The sequence below is a fragment of the Arthrobacter oryzae genome (genome assembly GCF_031454875.1).
Taxonomy (GTDB): Bacteria; Actinomycetota; Actinomycetes; order Actinomycetales; family Micrococcaceae; genus Arthrobacter; species Arthrobacter oryzae_D.
In genome coordinates, this window is record NZ_JAVDRQ010000006.1 from 316,625 (window position 1) to 338,324 (window position 21,700).

17 protein-coding genes and 1 tRNA gene are annotated in these 21,700 nt (G+C 65.7%); 8 read left to right on the plus strand and 10 right to left on the minus strand.

The genetic code is table 11. The annotated features are described in order from the left end of the window. Positions 1–10: 10 nt before the first annotated feature. From mnhG to J2805_RS13350, 6 genes are read right to left on the minus strand one after another with little or no spacing between them, the layout of a single operon-like run. Positions 11–421: a monovalent cation/H(+) antiporter subunit G gene (gene mnhG / locus J2805_RS13325; protein ID WP_309976910.1), complete on the minus strand. Its 411-nt coding sequence runs from the start codon at positions 419–421 to the stop codon at positions 11–13. Then, positions 411–689: an MrpF/PhaF family protein gene (locus J2805_RS13330; RefSeq protein ID WP_309976912.1), complete on the minus strand. Its 279-nt coding sequence runs from the start codon at positions 687–689 to the stop codon at positions 411–413. Before J2805_RS13330 ends, mnhG begins: the two co-directional genes overlap by 11 nt. Continuing rightward, a complete protein-coding gene (locus J2805_RS13335) occupies positions 686–1,231 on the minus strand; it encodes a Na+/H+ antiporter subunit E (protein WP_309976914.1) in 546 nt (181 codons plus the stop codon). The genes J2805_RS13330 and J2805_RS13335 overlap by 4 nt, the downstream gene beginning before the upstream one ends. Next, a complete protein-coding gene (locus J2805_RS13340) occupies positions 1,228–2,892 on the minus strand; it encodes a Na+/H+ antiporter subunit D (RefSeq protein WP_309976917.1) in 1,665 nt (554 codons plus the stop codon). The genes J2805_RS13335 and J2805_RS13340 overlap by 4 nt, the downstream gene beginning before the upstream one ends. Next, entirely contained in the window at positions 2,889–3,551 is a 663-nt protein-coding gene (locus tag J2805_RS13345) for a Na(+)/H(+) antiporter subunit C (RefSeq protein ID WP_309976919.1), read from the minus strand. Before J2805_RS13345 ends, J2805_RS13340 begins: the two co-directional genes overlap by 4 nt. Then, complete coding sequence (locus J2805_RS13350) at positions 3,548–6,559, minus strand: Na+/H+ antiporter subunit A (protein WP_309976921.1); 3,012 nt, start codon at positions 6,557–6,559, stop codon at positions 3,548–3,550. Before J2805_RS13350 ends, J2805_RS13345 begins: the two co-directional genes overlap by 4 nt. A gap of 203 nt (positions 6,560–6,762) precedes the next feature. On the opposite strand from J2805_RS13350, the gene J2805_RS13355 reads away from it, so the two are divergent. The 3 genes from J2805_RS13355 to J2805_RS13365 all read left to right on the plus strand — a co-directional run bounded on the left by J2805_RS13355 (position 6,763) and on the right by J2805_RS13365 (position 9,906). After that, on the plus strand, positions 6,763–8,166 hold the full coding sequence (locus tag J2805_RS13355; RefSeq protein ID WP_309976923.1) for an MFS transporter: 1,404 nt from the start codon (positions 6,763–6,765) through the stop codon (positions 8,164–8,166). Between the two features lie 64 nt (positions 8,167–8,230). Beyond that, positions 8,231–8,713 carry a cation:proton antiporter regulatory subunit gene (locus J2805_RS13360; RefSeq protein WP_309976924.1) on the plus strand — a complete coding sequence of 161 codons (483 nt, stop codon included), beginning with the start codon at positions 8,231–8,233 and terminating at the stop codon, positions 8,711–8,713. Between the two features lie 5 nt (positions 8,714–8,718). Beyond that, positions 8,719–9,906, plus strand: a complete 1,188-nt coding sequence (locus tag J2805_RS13365) for a cation:proton antiporter (RefSeq protein ID WP_309976926.1) — start codon at positions 8,719–8,721, stop codon at positions 9,904–9,906. 39 nt (positions 9,907–9,945) lie between these two features. Here J2805_RS13365 and dcd read toward each other — a convergent pair whose 3' ends face one another. Continuing rightward, positions 9,946–10,521, minus strand: coding sequence for a dCTP deaminase (gene dcd, locus J2805_RS13370; RefSeq protein WP_309977029.1), 576 nt, complete (start codon positions 10,519–10,521; stop codon positions 9,946–9,948). 154 nt (positions 10,522–10,675) lie between these two features. Here dcd and J2805_RS13375 point away from each other — a divergent pair, with 154 nt between their 5' ends. Next, positions 10,676–12,451 carry a CAP domain-containing protein gene (locus J2805_RS13375; protein WP_309976928.1) on the plus strand — a complete coding sequence of 592 codons (1,776 nt, stop codon included), beginning with the start codon at positions 10,676–10,678 and terminating at the stop codon, positions 12,449–12,451. A 51-nt stretch (positions 12,452–12,502) separates the two neighbouring features. Here J2805_RS13375 and J2805_RS13380 read toward each other — a convergent pair whose 3' ends face one another. Continuing rightward, a complete protein-coding gene (locus tag J2805_RS13380; protein WP_309976931.1) occupies positions 12,503–12,952 on the minus strand; it encodes an SRPBCC family protein in 450 nt (149 codons plus the stop codon). Between the two features lie 267 nt (positions 12,953–13,219). Here J2805_RS13380 and J2805_RS13385 point away from each other — a divergent pair. From J2805_RS13385 to J2805_RS13395, 3 genes are all read left to right on the plus strand, one after another. Continuing rightward, a tRNA-Gly gene (locus J2805_RS13385) sits at positions 13,220–13,293 on the plus strand. A 162-nt stretch (positions 13,294–13,455) separates the two neighbouring features. Further along, complete coding sequence (locus tag J2805_RS13390) at positions 13,456–13,605, plus strand: hypothetical protein (protein ID WP_214836371.1); 150 nt, start codon at positions 13,456–13,458, stop codon at positions 13,603–13,605. Then, positions 13,602–14,762: a N(5)-(carboxyethyl)ornithine synthase gene (locus J2805_RS13395; RefSeq protein ID WP_309976934.1), complete on the plus strand. Its 1,161-nt coding sequence runs from the start codon at positions 13,602–13,604 to the stop codon at positions 14,760–14,762. Before J2805_RS13390 ends, J2805_RS13395 begins: the two co-directional genes overlap by 4 nt. Here the strand turns inward: J2805_RS13395 and J2805_RS13400 are convergent. Next, positions 14,695–16,239, minus strand: coding sequence for an MFS transporter (locus J2805_RS13400; protein WP_309976936.1), 1,545 nt, complete (start codon positions 16,237–16,239; stop codon positions 14,695–14,697). The genes J2805_RS13395 and J2805_RS13400 overlap by 68 nt on opposite strands. Before the next feature lie 179 nt (positions 16,240–16,418). On the opposite strand from J2805_RS13400, the gene J2805_RS13405 reads away from it, so the two are divergent. Next, the gene (locus J2805_RS13405) at positions 16,419–17,273 is read left to right on the plus strand and encodes a LysR substrate-binding domain-containing protein (protein ID WP_104174811.1); all 855 of its coding nucleotides are present in this window, start codon (positions 16,419–16,421) and stop codon (positions 17,271–17,273) included. An 811-nt stretch (positions 17,274–18,084) separates the two neighbouring features. Here J2805_RS13405 and J2805_RS13410 read toward each other — a convergent pair. Beyond that, positions 18,085–21,624: a bifunctional proline dehydrogenase/L-glutamate gamma-semialdehyde dehydrogenase gene (locus tag J2805_RS13410; RefSeq protein WP_309976939.1), complete on the minus strand. Its 3,540-nt coding sequence runs from the start codon at positions 21,622–21,624 to the stop codon at positions 18,085–18,087. Positions 21,625–21,700: the final 76 nt, after the last annotated feature.

Consider the following 21,700-nt stretch of genomic DNA (forward strand, 5'->3'; position numbering starts at 1 on the left):
CATCGGGAAGTCAGACCACCGGGCCGCTTGCCTCGTCGTCGTCCGCATCCCGCTTGTCGGCGGCTTTCTGCACCACGGCCTCCAGCTCGTCCGTGGTAAGCAATTCCTTGTGCAGGTGCTTGGTGCGGTAACCGGCCCGGCCCACCATATGAGCGGATACCGGCACGGTGAGCACCTGGAAGATCCACGCCACTAACAGAACGGGCCACACCCACCAGGTCCGCAGCTGCAGGCCCACCGAGGCGAGCAGCAGGAAGAGGCCCAGCACCTGGGGTTTGGTGGCGGCGTGCATCCTGCTCATCAGGTCCGGGAAGCGCAGCAGGCCGACGGCGGCGCCAAGGGACATCACGGCGCCCACGATCATAAAAACGGCCGAAACCGTGTCAATGACGGTGTCCACGCCCGATACCTCAGGATTCATTGGGCTGCTCCCGCCGGTCCGCCACGAAACGGGCCACGGTCACGGACCCGATGAACCCGATGATGGACAGCGCCACGAGCAGCATCAGGTTGTTCAGGTGCCGGTTGACGGCCATGTCTATGCAGAGCGTGGCCCCGATGATGGCCAGCAGCACGTCGGAGGCAAGGACCCGGTCCAGCAGCGACGGACCAATGGCGATCCGGACAATGGCACCGGCGGCTGCGAGGGACAGGATCACGGCAGTCACGATCAGTACGATCTCCATCATGCGCCCACCTCCTGTTTCAGTGCGGCCAGTTCGTCTTTGGTGCCCATGACCCGGATCAGCCCCGCCTCGGTGTCCCGGACTTCCTTGCGCAGGTTCATCACGTCCTCCCCGTTCCGGACATTCAGTCCGTGGATGTAGAGCGTGGACGTGGAGCGGTCCACCTCTACCACCAGCGATCCCGGAATCAGCGAGATGACGTGCCCGGTGGCGGTCACCATCAGGTCCGAATGGCTGCGGAGCTGGACGGCCACGACGGCGTTGGTCACCTTGGGCCCGCGGGCTACGGCGAGGTACAGCACCTGGAAGCTGGCGGCAACCACCTTGCACAGGAACACCATCGCGAACGGGACGGCACGCACAATGCTGAAACGGCCGCCCAGTTCCACCGGGGGCAGGTAGAACAGCCTGGCCACCACCACGGCGATCAGCGCTCCGAACAGGAGGTTGCCGGGGCTGAAGTCCTGCCAGAGCGCACCCCAGACAAACACCAGCCAGACCAGGAGCGGCAGTTCCTGCCGCAGGGAAATCCGCCGCCGGCTCATTTCTGCGCCTCCTGCTGGGCGGGTTCAGGCTGTGCTGGCTCGGGCTGGGCGGGTTGGGGCAGAGCGGGTTCAGGCTGGGCGATCGGTGGCACCGGCGCGTTTTCGCCCAGCACCGCGTGGATGTAGGAGGACCTGTCCAGCATGTCGACGGCGGACTGGTCCGCCACCCTGAACAGCGGCCCGGCGAAGACGGTGAGCGCCACGCCGAAGATCACCAGGCCCAGGGTGGAGCCCACCATGGTGCGCGGCAGCAGCGTGACGTTGCGTTTGCCCGCGCGATGCCCCGTATCGGAGTCCTCAGGGGCAGCCAGCAGCACGGGATCCGGGTTCTCCGCATCCTCGGGCTTACGCCAGAACGCGCGGTTCCATACCCGGGCGATGGCCAGGAGCGTCAGCAGGCTGGTCAGGACGCCGCCAATCACCAGGGCGTAGGCCAGCGGCGTGCCGAGTTCCACGCCGGCCTGGAGCAGCCCAAGCTTCCCCAGGAAGCCCGAGAACGGCGGGATCCCGGCCAGGTTCATGGCGGGAATGAAGAACAGCAGGGCAAGGACCGGGGACAGCTTGGCCAGTCCGGCAACGCGGTCGATCGACGAGCTTCCGCCGCGGCGTTCGATCAGGCCCGTGACCAGGAAGAGGCTGGTCTGGATGGTGATGTGGTGGGCGACGTAGAACACGGCCGCGCCAAGTCCAGCTACCGAGGACATGGCCAGCCCGAACACCATGTAGCCGATGTGGCTCACCAGGGTGAACGAGAGCAGACGCTTGATGTCGCTCTGCGCCAGTGCACCCAGGATTCCCACCACCATGGTCAGCAGTGCCGCCACCATCAGCGGAGTATTCAGCGAGTCCCCCGGGAAGAGGAGCGTCTCGGTGCGCACTATCGCGTAGACGCCCACCTTGGTCAGCAGCCCGGCGAACACGGCTGTGACGGGGGCCGGCGCCGTCGGGTACGAGTCAGGGAGCCAGAAGGACAAGGGGAAGACGGCTGCCTTGATACCGAACGCCACCAGCAGCATCACGTGCAGCAGCATCTGCGTCCCCGAGTCCAGGTCCGCGAGCTTGATGGCCAGGTCCGCCATGTTGATGGTTCCGGTGGCCCCGTAGATCATGGCAATGGCGATCAGGAAGAGCACCGACGACACCACGGAGACCACCACGTAGGTCACACCGGCGCGGATGCGGGGGCCCGTCCCGCCGAGGGTCATCAGCACATAGCTTGCTGTCAGCAGGATCTCGAACCCCACGTAGAGGTTGAAAAGGTCCCCCGACAGGAACGCGTTGGACACCCCCGCCACCAGGATCAGGTAGGTCGGGTGGAAGATCGACAGCGGGGCGTCCTGGTCGCCGTCGGCCATACCCTGGCCGGTGGCGTACACCAGCACCGCGAGGCTGACCGTGGAGGAGACCACCAGCATCAGGGACGAGAACTGGTCCACCACCATTACGATCCCCCACGGCGGCAGCCAGCCGCCGATGTTAACTGCCGCGGTTCCGCCGTTCCACACGGAGGCCAGCAGCACACACTCCAGCAGAAGGGTCAGGGACAACAGGGTGATGCTGACGGCCCGCTGGGCCCGCGAGTGCCGGATCAGCACGAACGTCAGGGCGGCACCGAGGATGGGAAGTACGACGGCGAGCGGGGCAAAGCTTGCGATGTTCACTTCACGCCTCCTTCCGGACCGGGGGTCACGTTTTGGGAGCCGGGCTTTTCTTCGGCCGCGGCGTCCTTGACCGGGATTCTGTGGTCGCCAGCTTTCACAGTGCCGGCACCGGCCTCGGCGCCGTCCGCGGGGTCGCTCTCCGGGCTGTCGCCCGAAGCGCTGCCGCCCGTAGCGCCGCCGCCGGAAGCGCCGTCGCCGGAAATGCCCGAATCGGAAATGCCCCGGCCGTCCGAACCGATCATGGTCAGCGGAAACTCGGAGGTCTCCACGGGGATCTCGGAATCGTCCTCCGCGTCGAAGCTGGGGGTCTCGGCAACGCGGATGTCCTCGACGTCGTCCTGGATTTCATCGCGGCGTGCCAGAACCCATGAACGGTAGATGATTCCCAGCATGAACGCGGTCACCGCAAAGGAGATCACAATCGAGGTCAGGATCAGCGCCTGCGGGAGGGGGTCGTTGTATTCGCCGGGGTCCGTGTCCTTGCTGAACATGGGGGCCAGGCCGGCGTAGCCGCCGGTGGCCAGGATCAGCAGGTTGGTGGCGTTGGCCAGCAGCATGAGGCCCAGGAGCACGCGGGTGAGGCTGCGTTCCATGATCAGGTAGATGCCGCAGGCATAGAGCGCTCCCATGACCGTCAGCAGTGTCAGGTTGACGCTCATGCTTTCCCCCTCCCGGTGGTTTCCGCCGGAACGCCGTCCGCTTCCTGCCCTTCGGTCTCCCCGGCCGGGTGCTCTTCAAAGTGTTCATCGATTTCGGCGCCGAGGCTGCGCAGCACGTCCAGCACCAGCCCCACCACCACGATGTAGACGCCGATGTCGAAAATGGTGGACGTGACGAACTTGATGTCACCGAACACCGGCAGCCACAGTTCGATGATGGCGCTCTGGAAGACCTGGCCGCCGAGGAGCAGCGGCACCACCCCTGATGCCGCTGCCGTGGCCAGCCCGATGCCCAGCAGAGTTCCCGCACCCACCGGGGTGGCCTCCCGCAGTTCGAAGCGGCCGCCGGCGAGGTACCGGATGGTCAGGGCGAGCCCGGCCATGAGCCCGCCGGCGAAGCCGCCGCCGGGGAGGTTGTGGCCGGCGAGGAGGAGGTAGATGGAGAAAACGATCATCGAGTGGAACACCAGCCGGGTGACCACTTCGAAGATGATGGAGCGCCGTTCGGGGGCCAGGGTGCGTCCTGCGACGAGCCACGCGTCCCTGCTGGAGGCCGCAAACTTGCGGGTCAGGGCCAGCGCGGCGCTGTCACGGGAGCTCTGGCCGGCGCCGGACCGCCGTCCCACCGTTCCTTCGGCCACAGAGGAGGATGCCCTGATGCCGTCGCCGCGCCCCTTCACGAAGATGAGGCTGGCCACGCCGGTGGCGGCCAGCGCGAGCACGGAAATCTCGCCGAAGGTGTCCCAGGCCCGGATGTCCACGAGGGTGACGTTGACGATGTTCAGTCCCCCGCCGCCTTCGTAGGCGAGCCGCGGGAACTCCAGGGAGACCGGCGTCGCGATCCGTGCACCCATGGCGTAGATGGCCACGAAGATCATGGTGATTCCGAAAGCCGCCCCGATGATCACGCGGATCACCCGGTACTTTCCGCCGGTGCGGTCCCGGAGTTCGGCGGGCAGGCTGCGCATGGCCAGCACGAACGCCACCAGGATGATGGTTTCCACCAGCATCTGCGTCAGGGCCAGGTCCGGGGCGCCCTGCAGCGCGAACATGAGGGCGATCCCGTAACCGGTCACCGAGACCATCAGCACAGCGAGGAACCGCTTGTTGGCACGTACGGCCGCAAGAGCCCCGATCACGATGCCGGCACCCGCCACGAGCTGCAGCGGCGAATTGGGATCGATGAAGTACAGGCCGTCCGGGAGCGGTTTCCCGGCAATGATCAGGGCGGTGAGGGGAAGCGCGAAGGCCACGGTGAGGATCACGGCGAGGTAGAAAAACAGCGAACCACGCTGCGTGCGTCCGGTGATCCAGACGGCCACGTCGTCGAGGGCGCCGATGGTCACCTGGTAGGCACGGTCGCCGTCCACCCATGCCGGCACCAGGCTCTGAACCCGCGCAACGAGGTTGCGTCCGTAGAACATGGCCACGCCGAGCACGAAGGTGATCGCCGTCAGGCCGAGCGCCGGGGTAAGCCCGTGCCACAGCGCGAGGTGCCCTGCGGCGCTGGCCGGGTCGCCGCCGTCGTGCACGAATTCCGCGGCGTACGGCTGGATCCACTCGTCCACCGGCGCGGGCCACAGGCCGTAGACGATGGTGAGCAGGCTCAGCAGGGCCGGGGCGGCCAGGAAGGACGGCTTGATGGCTTTGAACGGTGTTGGCTCGATGCCCGGCTTCGCCGCGAAGGCGCCCCACATAAAGCGTGCGCTGTAGGCGAACGTGAGGATGGATCCCAGCACCAGCCCGGCGAGAACCACCAGTCCCCAGGGGTTGGGCTGGCCGGCCGTGTCCGGTGAGGTGCCGTAGTGCACGAAGGCTTCGAACACCGATTCCTTGGCCACAAAGCCTGCCAGCGGCGGGATTCCGGCCATCGAGGCGGCACCGATGGCCGCGACGATGGCCAGCGCGCGGGACGACTTGTAGACGCCGGACAGCTTCCGGAGGTCACGGGTTCCGGACTGGTGGTCGATGATGCCCACCACCAGGAACAGGGTGGCTTTGAAGAGCCCATGGGCCAGGAGCAGGGCAAGCCCGGCCAGCGCGGCGTCCGGTTTGCCCAGCCCCACCACCATGGTGAGGAAGCCCAGCTGGCTGACCGTGCCGTAGGCGAGGATGAGCTTGATGTCGGTCTGCCGGAGCGCACGGTACCCGCCCACCAGCATCGTGCCCAGGCCCAGGATCAGTACCATCGGCAGCCAGTAGGCCGTCTCCGCGAAGCCGGGCGCCAGCCGGGCCACGAGGTAGACGCCTGCCTTCACCATCGCCGCGGCATGAAGATACGCGCTCACCGGGGTGGGGGCTGCCATCGCGCCGGGGAGCCAGAAATGGAACGGGATCAGCGCCGATTTTGTCACGGCACCGATCAGGATGAGTACGACGGCGGCTGCCACGGCACCCGCTGCCGGCCCGGCAGCCAGCTCGGGCGCCTGTTCCAGGATGGCTGAAATCCGGTAGGTTCCGGCGCTGAACCCCAGGACAACCAGGCCCACCAGCATGGCCAGGCCGCCCGCTGTGGTGACCATGAGGGCCTGCAGGGCTGAGCGCCGGGCGGAGAGCCGGGTGCGGGCATAGCCGATCAGCAGATAGGACAGGATGGTGGTGAGTTCCCAGAAAATGAACATCAGCAGCAGGTCATCGGCTGTGACCAGGCCGAACATCGCCCCGGCAAAGGCCAGGAGCTGGGCGCCGAATCCGCCCAGGTCACTGTCCTTGTTCTTGAAGTAACGTGCGCAGTAGACCAGCACCAGCGCACCCACCCCGAGCACCAGCAGGGACATGATCCAGGCGAGGGCGTCCATCCTGAACGCCAGTTCGATCTGGAGTTCAGGGATCCAGGGAAGGGTCTCGGTGACCGCGCCATGGTAAACGGCGTCGCGCTGCAGAAGGAGCCAGACGAACGAGCCCGCGGGTACCGCCGCCAGCGCGTAGAACGAATTCCTGCGGAATTTCCGGAACAGGAACGGCGCCACAGCGGCCACCGCGAAATGCACGGCAAGGACTGTGATCACTGGTATCTCCGCAACGTCAGGAATTCGATTGTCAAAAGTTGGAGCAGGCGGCTATTCGTCAGGTTCGGTGCACCCAGTTTATCAAGCGGATGCAAACACTTTTGCCACGCACGCCCCTGCCGGCCGAGGGGTTTCCCGTGACTCCGGGGAGTTTCCACCTTCCGTTAACTCGTCATTGCGCTTAGGGCAGATAGCATCAGCGTATGAACCCCGCCACCGCCTCCGCGGCTACGCAGCCCCCGTCCGAACTGGAGTCCGGTGCGGCGGCCACAACCAAGGGCCGGGTCCTCGCCTGGGCTGCCTGGGACTGGGGCTCAGCGGCGTTCAACGCCGTGATGACCACGTTCGTCTTCACTGTGTACCTGACCTCCAATGCGTTCGGCGGCGAGGACCAGGCATCGGCGGTCCTCGGCGCTGCGTTGGCGATTGCCGGCGCCGCCATTGCAGTTCTTGCGCCTGTGACGGGCCAGCGTTCTGACACGGGCGGCCGCCGGAAGCTGTGGCTCGGAGTCAACACGGCCGCCGTCGCGGTGCTGACCGGCCTGTGCTTTTTTGTCTTTCCGCGGCCTGAGTTCCTGTTGCTGGGCGTCACGCTGATAGCCCTGGGCAACGTCTTCTTCGAGTTCGCCGGGGTGAACTACAACGCCATGCTGGCGCAGATTTCCACCCCGAAGAACATCGGCAAGGTCAGCGGCTTCGGCTGGGGAATGGGCTACCTCGGCGGCATCGTGGCCCTGCTGCTGGTGCTGCAGCTGTTCGTGCAGCCCAGTTTCGCGTGGTTCGGGTCCTCAACCGAGGACAGCCTTAACATCCGGCTTGTGGCTGTGTTCTCCGCCCTCTGGTTCTTCATTTTTGCGTTGCCGGTCCTGTTCGCGGTTCCGGAAATTCCCAAGCCGGCTCAGGCCGCGAAGCTGGGGTTCCTGGCCTCCTACGGACTGCTGGTCCGCCGCATCAAGGCGATCTACCGGACCAGCCCGCACACGATCTTTTTCCTCCTGGCCAGCGCCATCTTCCGCGACGGACTGGCCGCCGTCTTTACGTTTGGCGGGATCATTGCAGCGGGAACGTTCGGGTTCGAACTGAAGGAAGTCATCTTCTTCGCCATCTTCGGCAACGTCGTGGCAGCCGTGGGAGCCATGATCGGCGGCTTCCTGGACGACCGGGTGGGCCCCAAGGCAGTGATCATCGGCTCGCTCGTTGGCCTGCTGGTTGCCGGCACGGTCATCCTGGTCCTGGGCAACGGCAGCTATGTCATCCTTGGCCAGGCCTGGGCGGGCACCACCACGTTCTGGGTATTCGGGCTGTTCCTGTGCCTCTTCGTTGGCCCCGCCCAGTCTTCATCCCGCGCCTACCTTGCCAGGCTGGCGCCGCACGGCGAATCCGGAGAGCTCTTTGGCCTGTACGCCACCACGGGGCGGGCCGTCAGTTTCCTGGCACCCACGCTCTTCACGCTGTGCATCGCAGTGGCCTCCCCGCTCGTGGAACCGGGGGAAGCCCAGCGCTGGGGCATCCTCGGCATCATGGTGGTGCTGCTGGCCGGGCTGCTGGTTCTGTTGCCGGTCCGGCCGCCCGGCAAGGTGCAGATCGCAGTGGTTCCCGACGCCTGAACGGGCGCCGGGAATTCGGCGATTTCGAAGCCCCAACTGCCCCCGGGCGGACTAGGCTGGTGCCATGAACGTGGATGAGACAGACCTCCCTGGCCTCGGCAGGCGCAAGGATTTCATGACCACCTCGGGGCGCCGGATCGGCGTGGTGGAATACCGTGAGGGTCAAACCGAGCTGATCGTTTCCACCTGGGACGATCCCGATACGTGCCAGGCGTCCATCCCCCTGACTGCCGACGAAGCCGCCACCCTGGGCAACCTGCTGGGCGGCCAACGCCTTGCGATGCAGCTCTCCGAGGAGCACCGGGAAATCCCCGGGATCGTCACGCGCCAGTTCTCCATTGGTGCTGACTCGCCATTCAACAACCAGCCCATGGGCAAGGCCTGCATCCGCACCCGGAGCGGCGTCTCCATCGTCGCCATCATGCGCGAAGGAGAGGTCGTCCCGTCGCCAGGGCCTGACGTCGTCCTACACGCGGGTGACCTGCTCGTGGCGGTGGGAACGCAAGAAGGCCTCGATACGGCGGCCGATATCCTGCGCAACGGCTGAGCGGTATGGATCCGCTCGCGCTAACCCTCATCGAACTGGGGGCCGTCGTGTTCTGCCTTGGCCTGCTGGCCAGGCTGGCCGGGCGGATCGGAATGTCCCCCATTCCTTTGTATTTGGTGGGCGGGCTGTTTTTTGGGGCCGGCGGCCTGGTCAAGCTGGAGGGAATGCACGAGTTCGCGCACCTCTCCAGCGAAATCGGCGTGATCCTCCTGCTGCTTATGCTCGGATTGGAATATACGGCCACCGAGTTGGTCACCGGGCTGCGCCGGTCGTGGAAGGCCGGCGTGCTGGACTTAGTGCTGAACTTCCTTCCGGGCGCAGGCCTGGCTGTCCTGCTGGGCTGGGGTGTCGTGGGCGCCATGGTGATGGGCGGCGTCACCTACATCTCGTCCTCCGGCATAGCCGCGAAGGTCATCACCGACCTGGGCCGGATCGGTAACCGCGAGACACCCGTGGTGCTGTCCATCCTCGTTTTCGAGGATCTGGCAATGGCGATTTACCTGCCGGTCCTTACCGCCACACTGGCCGGCGTGAGTTTCCTTGTGGGCCTGGGAACCGTGGGGATCTCGCTGGCCGTGGTCACCGTGGTGCTCATGGTGGCGCTCCGGCACGGCCACCATGTGTCCAAGGCCGTGCACAGCGAAAACTCCGAGGTCTTCCTGCTGAACCTTCTCGGCGCGGCCCTCCTCGTAGCGGGCCTCGCCGCCGCCATGCAGGTTTCAGCCGCCGTGGGTGCGTTCATGCTGGGAATTGCCATCTCCGGCGCCACCGCGCACAGCGCCACCCGGATTCTCGAACCGCTGCGGGACCTTTTCGCGGCGATCTTTTTTGTCGTCTTCGGCCTCAATACGGATCCGGCATCGATCCCGCCCGTCATCGGCTGGGCGCTGCTTCTGGCCATCCTGACGGCCGCCACCAAGATGGTCACCGGAATTTGGGCGGCCAAGAATGCGGGCATCGCCCTGCCAGGCCGCTTTCGTGCCGGAGCGGCGCTCATTGCCCGCGGTGAATTCTCGATCGTCATCGCCGGCCTGGCGGTTGCCTCCGGTGTGGTGCCGGAGGACTTGGCGGCGCTGGCCACGGCCTATGTCCTCATCATGGCCATCATGGGTCCGCTGGCGGCGCGCTACGTGGAACCGATTGTCAAAATGCTACGGCGCCCGGCGAAACCCCAAGCCGCCCGCGCCGCCTGACGCCCTCCCACATCCCGCCGCCAGATCAGCGACGCTTCCTCAGATCTCGGTGCGGTGGAAGTTTAGGTAGCTACGGCTGGCGGTGGGGCCGCGCTGGCCCTGGTAGCGGTTGCCGTACTCACCGGAACCGTACGGGAACTCGGCGGCCGAGCTCAGCTTGAAGAAGCACAGCTGGCCGATCTTCATGCCCGGCCAGAGCTTGATGGGCAGGGTGGCCATGTTGGACAGCTCCAGGGTGACGTGCCCGGAGAACCCCGGATCGATGAACCCTGCAGTGGAGTGCGTCAGCAGCCCCAACCTGCCCAGTGAAGACTTGCCCTCAAGGCGCGCGGCAATATCGTCCGGCAGCGTGACGGTCTCGTAGGTGGAACCGAGCACGAATTCGCCGGGGTGGAGAATGAACGGTTCCCCGGAGTCGACTTCCACCAGGCGCGTCAGCTCAGGCTGGTCCTCGGCGGGATCGATGTGCGCGTATTTGTGGTTGTCGAACAGCCGGAAAAACCTGTCGATCCGGACGTCCACGGAGGACGGCTGGACCATCACCGGGTCATACGGATCCAGGACAATCCGTTGGGAATCAATTTCGGCACGAATATCGCGGTCAGAGATCAGCACACTCAAAAATACCGCACCATTGCCGACCCCGCCGTCCGGGGTTACTGTTGCTGCTGTTAAGGAACGTCATCTCCGATAGTGGATGAGGCTGATGTTGCGGCTGTGACAGCGCTTCTCCCGACAAGGAGACGATGCTGACAGATCTGGGGTTGACTTGAGGAAAATTTCGGCACGGGCATTGGCGGCCATGATCTGCGCGCTGGCTCTCATCCCGCCTGCTGCCGGCCAGCTGGGGGGATTTTCCTCAAGCCCCGAATCCGCAGCATCCTCCGCAGCGGGGCAGCACACGCCTGGCATCGCACTCGGCCCGCCGGCCACGTACGACGACGGCGCGGAAGCCGCCGCTGCGGCGGGGCTCGCTCCCGCCGTGGACCCAAACCTCCGGACCGGGAACCCCGACGACGCCGCCCCGCTTGCCGATACCTCGGGAGCGGCGCCCACGGTTGCCCCCGCGGGCACCACATCCACAACACCCCAACCCTCATCCGAGCCGGCGACTGCTTCCACGCCAGCGCCGGACTCCGCACCAGAGCCGGCGTCCATTCCGCCGCTGTCCGCCACGGACGCGGACCTCGCCGCGCTGGCGACGGCTCCGTCACAGAACCCGCAGGCGCCCACCGCAAGCACGGAGGCGCTCCAGTCGGAATCCCTCACCACTGAAGCCCTGGTCAGGGACGACGCGTCATCGCAGATCAAAACCGTCTTCAACGCCATCAACAGCTACCGGGCATCATTCGGCCTCCCCGCCGTGAAGTACCATGCCACGGTGGCCGGCTTGGCCCAGGAGTGGTCCAACAGCATCGCCTCGCGGGAAGTGATCGAACACCGCTCGAACTTCTGGACCGATTCCCGCGCGCTCAGTCCCACCAACGGCGCAGGGGAAGTCATCGCGGTCCGCTGGGACCGCGACGCCGCACAGCTCGTGGAGTGGTGGAAGGGCTCGCCGGCCCATAACGCGATCCTCAAAGACCCCCGGTTCAACGTGATCGGCGTCGGCATCACTTTTACGGACGGCAACTGGCAGACCACACCCAACCGATACACCATGTGGGGCGTGGTGAACTTCTTCGGATACGGCACGCTCCCGGCCGGAACCGTCAACAGCCCGGGCGGCAGCAGCGAACCGCCGGCGCAGCCTGCCACCGTCTGTGATCCGCTGGTGCGGCACATGCCCCCGACGGCGGACCTGGCATCGGCGGCCATCAAGGGCCCGGGCGACCTTGTCTCGGTGAACTCCTCGGGCCAGCTGCTCAACCGCCCCTCGTTGGGGAACCGGCAATTCGGAGCACAGCAGGTTATCGGGACCGGGTTTGGTTCCGCCCAGGAAATCTTCGTCACGGACTGGGAGCGTGACGGCGTTTTCGACGTCCTGGTCCAATGGACTGACGGGCGTGTCACGTTGCACGCCGGAGCGGTCACCGGCGGCTTCCTCCCCGCCGTGACGCTGGGCCAGTCCGGGTGGGCCGGAATGACCCTGGCGCTGGGGGGCTGGTGCGCCAACAACCGGCTCCCCCAACTGGTGGCACTGGACGGCTCCGGGAATCTCTGGCTCTACCCGAACCGGGGAAAAGGTGACTTGGTGACCCGGACCCTGATGGCATCGGGCGTGTCAGCCAACCGGCTGGCCATGGTGGATTATGACGGCGACGGCTTCCAGGATCTGCTGGCGCGCCAGACGGACGGCAACGTCCGCCTCTACCGCGGCTCAGGTGCACCGGGACCACGGGCCGAAACCCGCAAGGTGGTGGCCAGCGGCTGGGCAGACGTCACGGCCATCCGCTCGCTGCAGGATGTCACAGGCCTGAACTCAACGGGTCTGGCACTCCGGCGCGCCGGCGACGTCGTCCAGTACTGGGACCTCAGCACCGGTGCGCTGTTGTCGCCGTCGACCATCACGGGCGCGTGGGCCGGGCAGCGCCTGGCGCAATAAGCGCCGCGCAGTAGCGGCCCTGCAGCCAGTGCCGGGGGCCACTGCCTTGCGTTAGTGCTCCTCGCTCGGCCGGGCTTCAAGCACGGCCTTGAGGCGTTCCAGCTGGGCGACTTCCGCCTTCATGGTCCGTTGGATCATGAAGTCCATCAGCCCGGCCAGCCCCTTGGGCCGGAATTCGAGCGCGAACCGGACCCGGGTGTTTGTCCCCTCGGTGCTCAGGTAGTAGCCGCCGTGCGGGCGGGCGGGCCCGGCAACCACTTCGAATTGGATCTCCGCGCCCGGCCGTAGCTGGGTTATTTGGAAGTCCGCCGCTATGGGGCGCCCCGCCGGGCCGGTTAAGGTCTGCTGGTAAACGGCGCCGTTGGCGCCCACGGCGCCGGACCGCAGTTCAATGCTCCGGATTCCTTCCCGCCACGAGGGAAGATTCAGCCCGTCCTGCAGGAATTGGTACACGGTCATGGCATCGCGTTCAACGACGACCTCGTACTCTGCAAATGCCACGGGGATCCCTTGATTGTCGGACAGCTTACTGACGTAGCCACCCGTTCCCCTGATACTGCAGCTAACACCTTCAGGATATTCAGGACTGAGCCCTCCGGAGCCGCCTGCGCCGTGCCTTAACCGAACAGTTATCGAATGAACCGAACAGTTACAAAAAGGTGGGCCAAGGTTTCCGGTGTTCCTGTTCGGGGACAGCCCACGGCTGGGGTAAAGTAAATCCGGTTGACGCAACCGGGACTATGGACCACCTTGCTGGTCAGTCCCCATGCGGCTGTAGCTCAATGGTAGAGCGCTAGCTTCCCAAGCTTGATACGCGGGTTCGATTCCCGTCAGCCGCTCCAGCTCTTACCGTGAGGTTAGCGGCGCCAGTGAAACGGCGCCCTTCATCCCCAGCCTCCCAGCACCGCCCGGCGCTGCGCGCTCTTGCGTGCCCCCCGGGCATTAGGCGGCTACCTGTATGGTCAGAAGTCAGGAACCCCTTCGGTTCCGCTACAGGAGCAATCATGGCTGACAAGTCCCCGCGTCAAGCAGCATCCGCAAAATCCGGCAAGTCCATCAAGGAAAAACGCGCCGACAAGAGGGCCGCGGCAGCGCCGCCCAGCTCCCTCGACAAGGGAACCGCGGCCAAGGCAGCGAGCCCCAAAAAGAAGTGACGGGTTCAACGAACCACCTCACCCTCGGAGTCCTGGCCAGCACGCGAAAGCCCGACGAACGCAGGCTCCCGCTCCACCCCCTTCACCTGGACCGCATCGCACCGGAACTGCGGCAACAGATCATCCTCGAGCAGGGGTACGGTGAACGGTTCGGCGTCTCGGACAGCCACCTTGCCTCCCTGGTGGGTCGGATTGCCGGCCGGGACCAGGTCATTGCCGACGCCGACGTCGTCCTGCTGCCCAAGCCGCAGCCCGAAGACCTTGCCGAACTCCGCGACGGACAGGTCCTCTGGGGCTGGCCGCACTGCGTCCAGGACCGCGCCGTCACGCAGCTGGCCATCGACAAGAAGCTCACGCTGATTGCCTTCGAGGCCATGAACCACTGGGCCAGCGACGGCGGCTTCGGCCTCCATGTGTTCCATAAGAACAACGAGCTGGCCGGTTATTGCTCCGTCCTTCACGCTCTTGCTCTCACCGGTTCCACGGGCGATTACGGCCGGCGGCTCACCGCCGTCGTCATCGGTTTCGGCGCCACCGCCCGCGGTGCCGTCACGGCACTGAATGCCCATGGCATCCACGACGTCCAGGTGCTGACCAACCGGGGCGTGGCCGCCGTCGGCTCGCCCATTCATTCGGTGCGGATCGCCCAGTTCGACCACGACGACAAGGCGCCGTTCCTCAGCCAGGTGATCACCGAACGCGGCAGGGTTCCACTGGCACCGTTCCTCGCCGAAAGCGACATAGTGGTCAACTGCACCCTCCAGGACCCCAACTCCCCGCTGACGTACCTGCGCGAAGAGGACCTTGGCGCCTTCCGTCCCGGCAGCCTGATCGTGGACGTTTCCTGCGATGAGGGAATGGGCTTCAGCTGGGCAAAGACCACCACCTTCGCGGAGCCCATGCTCACGGTGGGCGAGCACATCGATTACTACGCGGTGGACCACAGTCCGTCCTACCTGTGGAACTCGTCCAGCTGGGAGATCAGCGAGGCGCTGCTTCCTTTCCTGGAGACCGTCATTTCCGGCCCCGAAGCATGGGACGGAAACGAGACGATCGCCCGTGCCATCGAAATCCGCGGCGGCGAAATCCTTAACAAGGACGTGCTGCAGTTCCAGCAGCGGCGGGCGGAGTACCCGCACTCCCCTCTGGACGCTTAGCCGACGGCTGGTGCGCCGGTTCTGATGGCCGGCGCGCCGCCTCCTTCGCCGTTCGCCTGACGATCCGGAGTACGCGGCGCCGGTCCCTGAGGTCCACTTTGAGGGTCAGCTCGCCTTGCCGGGCCAGTACGACGGCGACAGTCACCGCCGCCAGGGCCGGTACCCCTCCGGAGACCAGGATGGCGGTGTGCGGGTCCAGGTGCTCGGCAATCCAGCCGATCATCGGACCCCCGATGGCCTGGCCGCCGATGAGCACCATGATGTACAGGCTCATGACACGTCCGCGGATGCCCATGTTGGAGCTGATCTGCACCAGCTGGTTCGAGGCGGTCAGGAACATCAGGCACCAGAACCCGGAGAGCACCATGGCCGCTCCGAACCACACCATGGACGGTGCCAGCGCCGCCAAGCAGAGCATCAGCCCGTACATTCCGGCACCCAGGACCACTGAGCGCAGCCGCAGGTGCCGGCGGCGTGTGGACGCAACGGCCCCGGCGAGGGCACCAAGCGCAACAAGGGCGTTCAGCATGCCATAGCCTCCGGCGCCGACGTCGTACACGTGGTCCGCGAAGGCTGCCAGGAGCACCGGCAGGCTCATGGCGAACACGGAGATGAACCCGGCCATCAGCCACGGCCAGTAAATGGTGGGCTTACTGAGGGCGTACCGCAGTCCCTCCCGGAGCATTCCCTTGCGCTTTGGAGCCGGCGCACTGATGAACAGCCGGTCTTTGCGCAGGAGGAGCAGCATGGCCACGGTTGAGCAGCAGGCCACGGCGTTTGCGGCGAAGGCCCAGCCGGCACCCACCGCCGTCAGCAAAAGACCTGCCAGTGCGGGGCCGAGCAGTCCGCCCAGCTGGAACGTTGTGGAGTTCACGCTGATGGCGTTGCGCAGGTACGTGGGGCCGACGAGTTCGTTGACGAACACCTGGCGGGCCGGCTGGTCCAGGACGGTGACAAGTCCCAGGACAAGGGCGATGGAGTAGACGTGCCACACGTCAATGCGCTGGCTCAGCGCGAGGACGGCGAGGGCAGCCGCAAGGACCGCGGCCACGGCCTGGCAAAGGATCAGGATCTTCCGTTTGGGGAACCTGTCCGCCACCATTCCGCCCCACGGCCCCAGCACGAGGGACGGCATGAACTGCAGCGCCACGGTGATGCCGACGGCGGTGACCGAGCCGGAAAGCTGCAGCACCAGCCAGTCCTGGGCGATCCGTTGCATCCAAAGGGCCACCACCGCAATGAAATGCCCGATGGCGAAGATGCGGAAGTTGGGGACGCTGAGGGAAATGAACGTTTGGCGCCACGGAAGCCGTTCAGTGACGACGTCGATCGGCTGGGTGGCGGTGCCAGGCCGCGGCGGCGCAGTCTGGGACGGCTGGAGTGGGTGCGTTGGCTGCGGGGACGGGGCATCGGCGGCGGCGGCGGAATCGATGACGGGCTGGCTGACGGTTGCCGTGGAAGGCGGAGGGGGAGCCACAGGTGATCCTCAAAAGGTGGGGTGTGCGGGATACCTCCACGCTAGGGTGGCCTGAAGTGATTATGAAAGCGTATTGTTCCTATAACTAACATTACGAAGCGCAATACTGCCGATGGAGGCGCCGTGCGGCGGCCACCGCGGTCCTGCACTTCGCCCGCCGCCTGCCATTCAGGAGTGCCATGTTTGAACCCGCCCAGCTCCGGTCTTTCCTGGCAGTGGCCGAAACCCTCAGCTTCACCAAGGCCGCCGAGCGGCTCGGGCTGGCCCAGCCCACCGTCAGCCAGCACGTGCGCAAGCTCGAGGCCGCGGCGAAGCGGGTTCTGATTGCCCGTGACACACGGGACGTCCGGCTGACGGACAACGGTGACGCCATGGCAGGTTTTGCCCGGACCATCCTGGCAGCCCACGATGCCGCCTCCCGGTATTTCTCCGGGTCCGCCATGCGCGGCCGGCTGCGCTTCGGGACAGCGGACGACCTCGCAATAACCGGCCTCCCCCGCATTCTCCGGGAGTTTCGCCAGATCTACCCCCAAATCAACCTGGAACTCACGGTGGGTCAAAGCGACCAGCTTTATAAGAAACTAAATGCCGGCCAACTGGACCTCGTGTTTGTGAAATGGGTTGCCGGAGCCAAGGACGGCACGGTGGTCCAGCACGATGCATTTGCCTGGGTGGGCTTGGAGCAGACGGCATTGGAACCGGGGGATCCGGTTCCGCTGATCGCCTATCCCTCGCCCAGCCTCAGCAGGAAGCTTGCCATCGACGCGCTCGAATCCCGGGGCCGGACGTGGCGCATCACCTGCACCACCCGGCAGATCAGCGGTGTGCTGGCCGCTGTCCGGGCAGGAATCGGCGTTGCCGTGATGCCGTCCTCGTTGGTCCCAGAGGACCTCAAAATCATCACCCGCCGCTTCGACCTGCCGCCGGTGGGCGATGTTGACTTCACCCTGATCCGCAACCCGCTGGCCAACGCCGAGGTGATTGAGGCGCTCACCCAGGCGATCGTGGGGCGCACGCTAAAGCGCTCAGCCTAGGACCTAATACTGTTCGGGTAAGGGCACAAAACGCACTTAAGTAGGTAGGCACTTTCCAGAGCGCAAGTGGTTAATGCACGTAAGTGATTGAAGAAATTACGTGCGTAATTTATGCTTGAATTCTGTTAAAGGTTATGCAGAAGCCAATGACAACGATTCGATGACGAACCGTGTCCGCCGCCGCTGCCTTGGGGGCCGCCAGACGGACAAAGTTCGGGATAGGCACGCGATGACGCCAACCACGAACCACCCGCATCTTACAGTCTCAAATTCCGCCCACTCCCTTAAAACGGTACGCCCGCTGGCGGTCGGGACGCACCGCAACACGCCAGCACATCATGATTCAAGCGCACACGCTGACTTAGTCACTCAGCGCGAACCGCACCCCGCCGCCACCCTGGTGGATACCGAGTTTGTGGGTAGCCCCTACTGCGAACGGTGCGGCACGGATGAGTTTATTTACTTGGAGACCTTCGTTCCGGCCAAGTACCGGCACGACGGCAGCCTCCGGAAGCCAGGCGAAGTCACGTACTTCTGCACCGGCTGCGAAGATTTCTCGGCACACTCGGTCCCAGCCTCGTGGGTGCCGCCCGGCTGGTATTTGGGCTAGCCGCAGTTCCCTGGCGCTGGCAGTAACCTGACACTTACGAAGACACTACGAATCCACTAAAACGAATCGCCGCCGGCAGGCACCCGAGGGTGCCTGCCGGCGGCGATTTTTTTGCCATTTGCCCGCATCTCGCCCGGGTTCCGGCACCTCACCCGGGGCAACGGGCGAGGTGCCGGGCAGGTGCCGGGGCGCCGAGGCAGCTTAGATCAGGCCGTCCGAGAGGTGGTTGGGCGTCCCGAAGCGGTGGGCGGTGATGCTGACGGCCTGTTCGTGCAGGAACGGCAGGAGCTCCACGCGGCCGGCTTCGGTGACCGGGTGGGCGTAGATGGCCAGATCCGGCCGGCCCCCGGTGGCTTCGGCCAGCGCCGATGCGTCCCCGCCAAGGAGCCGGATACGTCCGCCGGAAAGCTTCCCCGCGTCAGCGAGCCTCGCAGCGGAGGCCAGCCAGGCGGCGTCGTCCTCCACAGTGACGGTGATGTCCAGCGCGGCGAGCGCTGCCTGCAGCGGGGCCGGAAGCTCGACGGCGGAGGACACCGTCAGTGCCGAACCGGCGAGGACGCCGGCGGCCACTGTCCTGACCAGGGCTGCGACAGGTTCACCCGCGGAGAGCCGGACCGTCACCGGAAGGGAGCGATAGCGGAAGATGTTCCGCTCGGCGCTCAGCCCGGAGACATCCTTGGCGATGCCGAACTCGTCGGCCCAGGCGAGGGCGTCAGAGGCCAGTGCACGCTGCAGCGTTTCGAATTCCGTGGCGTCCAGTGCAGCCTTCGCGGCACCCACCAGGCGACGGACACCCGGGTTGGTCACGGCTGTCCGGGGGTTGCCGTCGGCGTCACCGGCCGTGCTGGCCTTGCTGACCCAGTCGCCGAGGCCGGCGAGGTAGTTGGGCCCGCCAGCCTTCGTTCCGGCACCCACTGCGGACTTCTTCCAGCCGCCGAACGGCTGGCGCTGCACAATGGCGCCTGTGATGCCGCGGTTGACGTAGAGGTTGCCCGCCTGGATGGTGTCCAGCCAGAGCCCCACTTCCTCCGTGCTCAGCGAGTGCAGGCCTGCGGTCAGGCCGTACTCCACCTGGTTCTGGATGGCGATGGCGTCCTCCAGGGTGTCGGCCGTCATAACGCCGAGCACCGGACCGAAGAACTCGGTGAGGTGGAAGTACGATCCGCGGCGCACGCCGTAGCGAACTCCCGGGCTCCAGAGCCGGCCGGTCTCGTCCAGCTGGCGCGGTTCAACAGCCCAGTTTTCGCCTTGGCCCAGGGTGGTGAGGGCGTTCAGGAGCTTGCCGTTGGCGGGTTCGATGATCGGACCCATCTGGCTGGTGGGGTCCTCCGGGTAGCCCACCTTGAGGGAGGTGACGGCGTCAATGAGCTGGTTGTGGAACCGCTTGGACGTGGCGACGGAGCCCACCAGGATCACCAGTGAGGCGGCGGAGCACTTCTGCCCGGCGTGGCCGAACGCGGAGTAGGCAACGTCCTTGGCGGCGAGGTCAAGGTCTGCACTGGGCGTGACGATGATGGCGTTCTTGCCGCTGGTTTCGGCCAGCAGCGGCAGGTCCTTGCGGAAAGAGCGGAACAGTTCGGCGGTCTCGTAGCCGCCGGTCAGGATCACGCGGTCCACGGCGGGGTGCGAGATCAGCTGCTGGCCGAGCTCACGCTCGCCCAGCTGGACCATGGTGAGCACGTCGCGGGGCACGCCGGCTTCCCACAGGGCTTCGATCATCACGGCACCGCTGCGACGTGCCTGTTTGGCAGGCTTGATGACGACGGCGGAGCCCGCGGCGAGCGCCGCGAGGGTGGAGCCGGCGGGGATGGCCACCGGGAAGTTCCACGGCGGGGTCACCACGGTGAGCTTCGCGGGCACGAACGTGGCGCCGTCGACGTCGTCGAGCTTGCGCGCGGATTCGGCGTAGTAGTGGGCGAAGTCAACAGCTTCGCTGACCTCGGGATCACCCTGATCGATGGTCTTGCCGGTCTCGCTGGCCATAACCTCGAGCAGGTCAGCCCTGCGGGCCTCAAGGATGTCGCCGGCACGGTGCAGCACGGCGGCGCGCTCGGCACCGCTGAGGGCGCCCCAGGCTTTGCCCTTCTCGACGGCAGTGGCGATCACCGTGTTGAGTGTTTCTGCGTCCGTGATGGTGGCTGCTTCCACGGAGTCGTTGCCCAGCGTGGAGAACGGAACGCGCTGCAGGATGGCGCGGCCCCAGTCGCGGTTGGCCGGCAGGGACGGGTCCGTGTCCGGGGTGTTCTCGAAGGAGTCGCGCGGCATCGGCTCGGCCGGGAGGCTGCGGTTCTGCTGGCGGTTGGCGGACGGAACCTCGTCGTCGAGCTCTGCCAGCGAGGCGAGGAAGCGCTGCTTCTCACGCTCGAAGAGCGCTTCGTTTTCGCTCAGCTCGAAGACGGCGGACATGAAGTTGTCCTGGCTGGCACCCTCTTCGAGGCGGCGGATCAGGTAGGCGATGGCGACGTCGAACTCGGCGGGGTGCACCACGGGTGTGTAGAGCAGGAGCGAGCCGACGTCCTTCTTGACGGCCTCGGCCTGTCCCTGCGCCATGCCAAGCAGCATCTCGAACTCGATGCCGGATTCCACGCCGCGCTGCTTGGCGAGCAGCCACGCGAAGGCGATGTCGAAGAGGTTGTGGCCGGCCACGCCGATCCGGATGTTCCTGATCCGGTCCGGGTGCAGCGAGTAGTTGATGACGCGCTTGTAGTTGGTGTCGGAGTCCTGCTTGGTGTTCCAGGTGGCCAGCGGCCAGTCGTGCAGCGAGGATTCCACGTGTTCCATCGGCAGGTTGGCGCCCTTGACCACGCGGACCTTGATCGCGGCACCACCGTTTGCGCGGCGTTCAGCAGCCCAGTCCTGCAGGCGGATCATGGCGGAAAGGGCGTCCGGCAGGTAGGCCTGGAGCACGATGCCGGCCTCGAGGTTCTTGAACTCCGGCTTGTCCAGGATCCGGGTGAAGACCGCAATGGTCATGTCCAGGTCCTTGTATTCCTCCATGTCGAGGTTGATGAACTTGGCCTTTTGTCCGGCGCCGGCAAAGGAGGCCGCACGGGCGAACAGCGGAGTGAGCTTCTCCACGACGTGTTCCACTGCCTCGTCAAACGCCCAGGCGGAGTGCGGGGCGACGGTTGAGGAGACCTTGATGGAGACGTAGTCCACGTCCGGGCGGGCCAGCAGGGTGTGGGTTCCTTCGAGCCGCCGGGAGGCCTCGTGCTCGCCCAGAACGGCTTCCCCGAGGAGGTTGACGTTGAGCTTGATGCCGTCCTTGCGGATCTTCGCGATGGCCGGGCCCAGCTTGGCATCGGTGGCATCGACGATGAGGTGGCCCACCATTTCACGGAGCACCTTGCGGGCAATTGGGATGACAACTTGCGGCAGGACAGGGGCCATGGTGCCGCCCAGCTGGACAGCGCTGCGCATGTACCAGGGAAGGAACGCGGGAACCTTCGGGGCCAGGGCAGCGAGGTTGCGGGCGGCCACGTGGAGGTCTTCAGGGCGGACCACGCCGTCCACAAAGCCCACGGTGAAGTCGAGCCCGTTGGGGTCCTTCAGGACGCCTGCGAGCTGTTCAGCGGAGGCGTCCACGGGAACCTTCGCGGCCTCCGTCAACCAGTGGCGCACCAGCCCGATTGTTTCCCCGGCAAGGGCCTGGGCAACGAGCACTTCGGAAGCGGCTGCTGCGGCTGGTGCGGCGGCCCTTTTTCCGGTGAGGACACTGGGCTCCGTTGAAATGTTGGTCATATCTAACACTCGTTCTTTCCGTTGGTGAGGACCTTCTTTCCATCAGTATGAACCTCCGGTCAGTTAAGATAAAGCG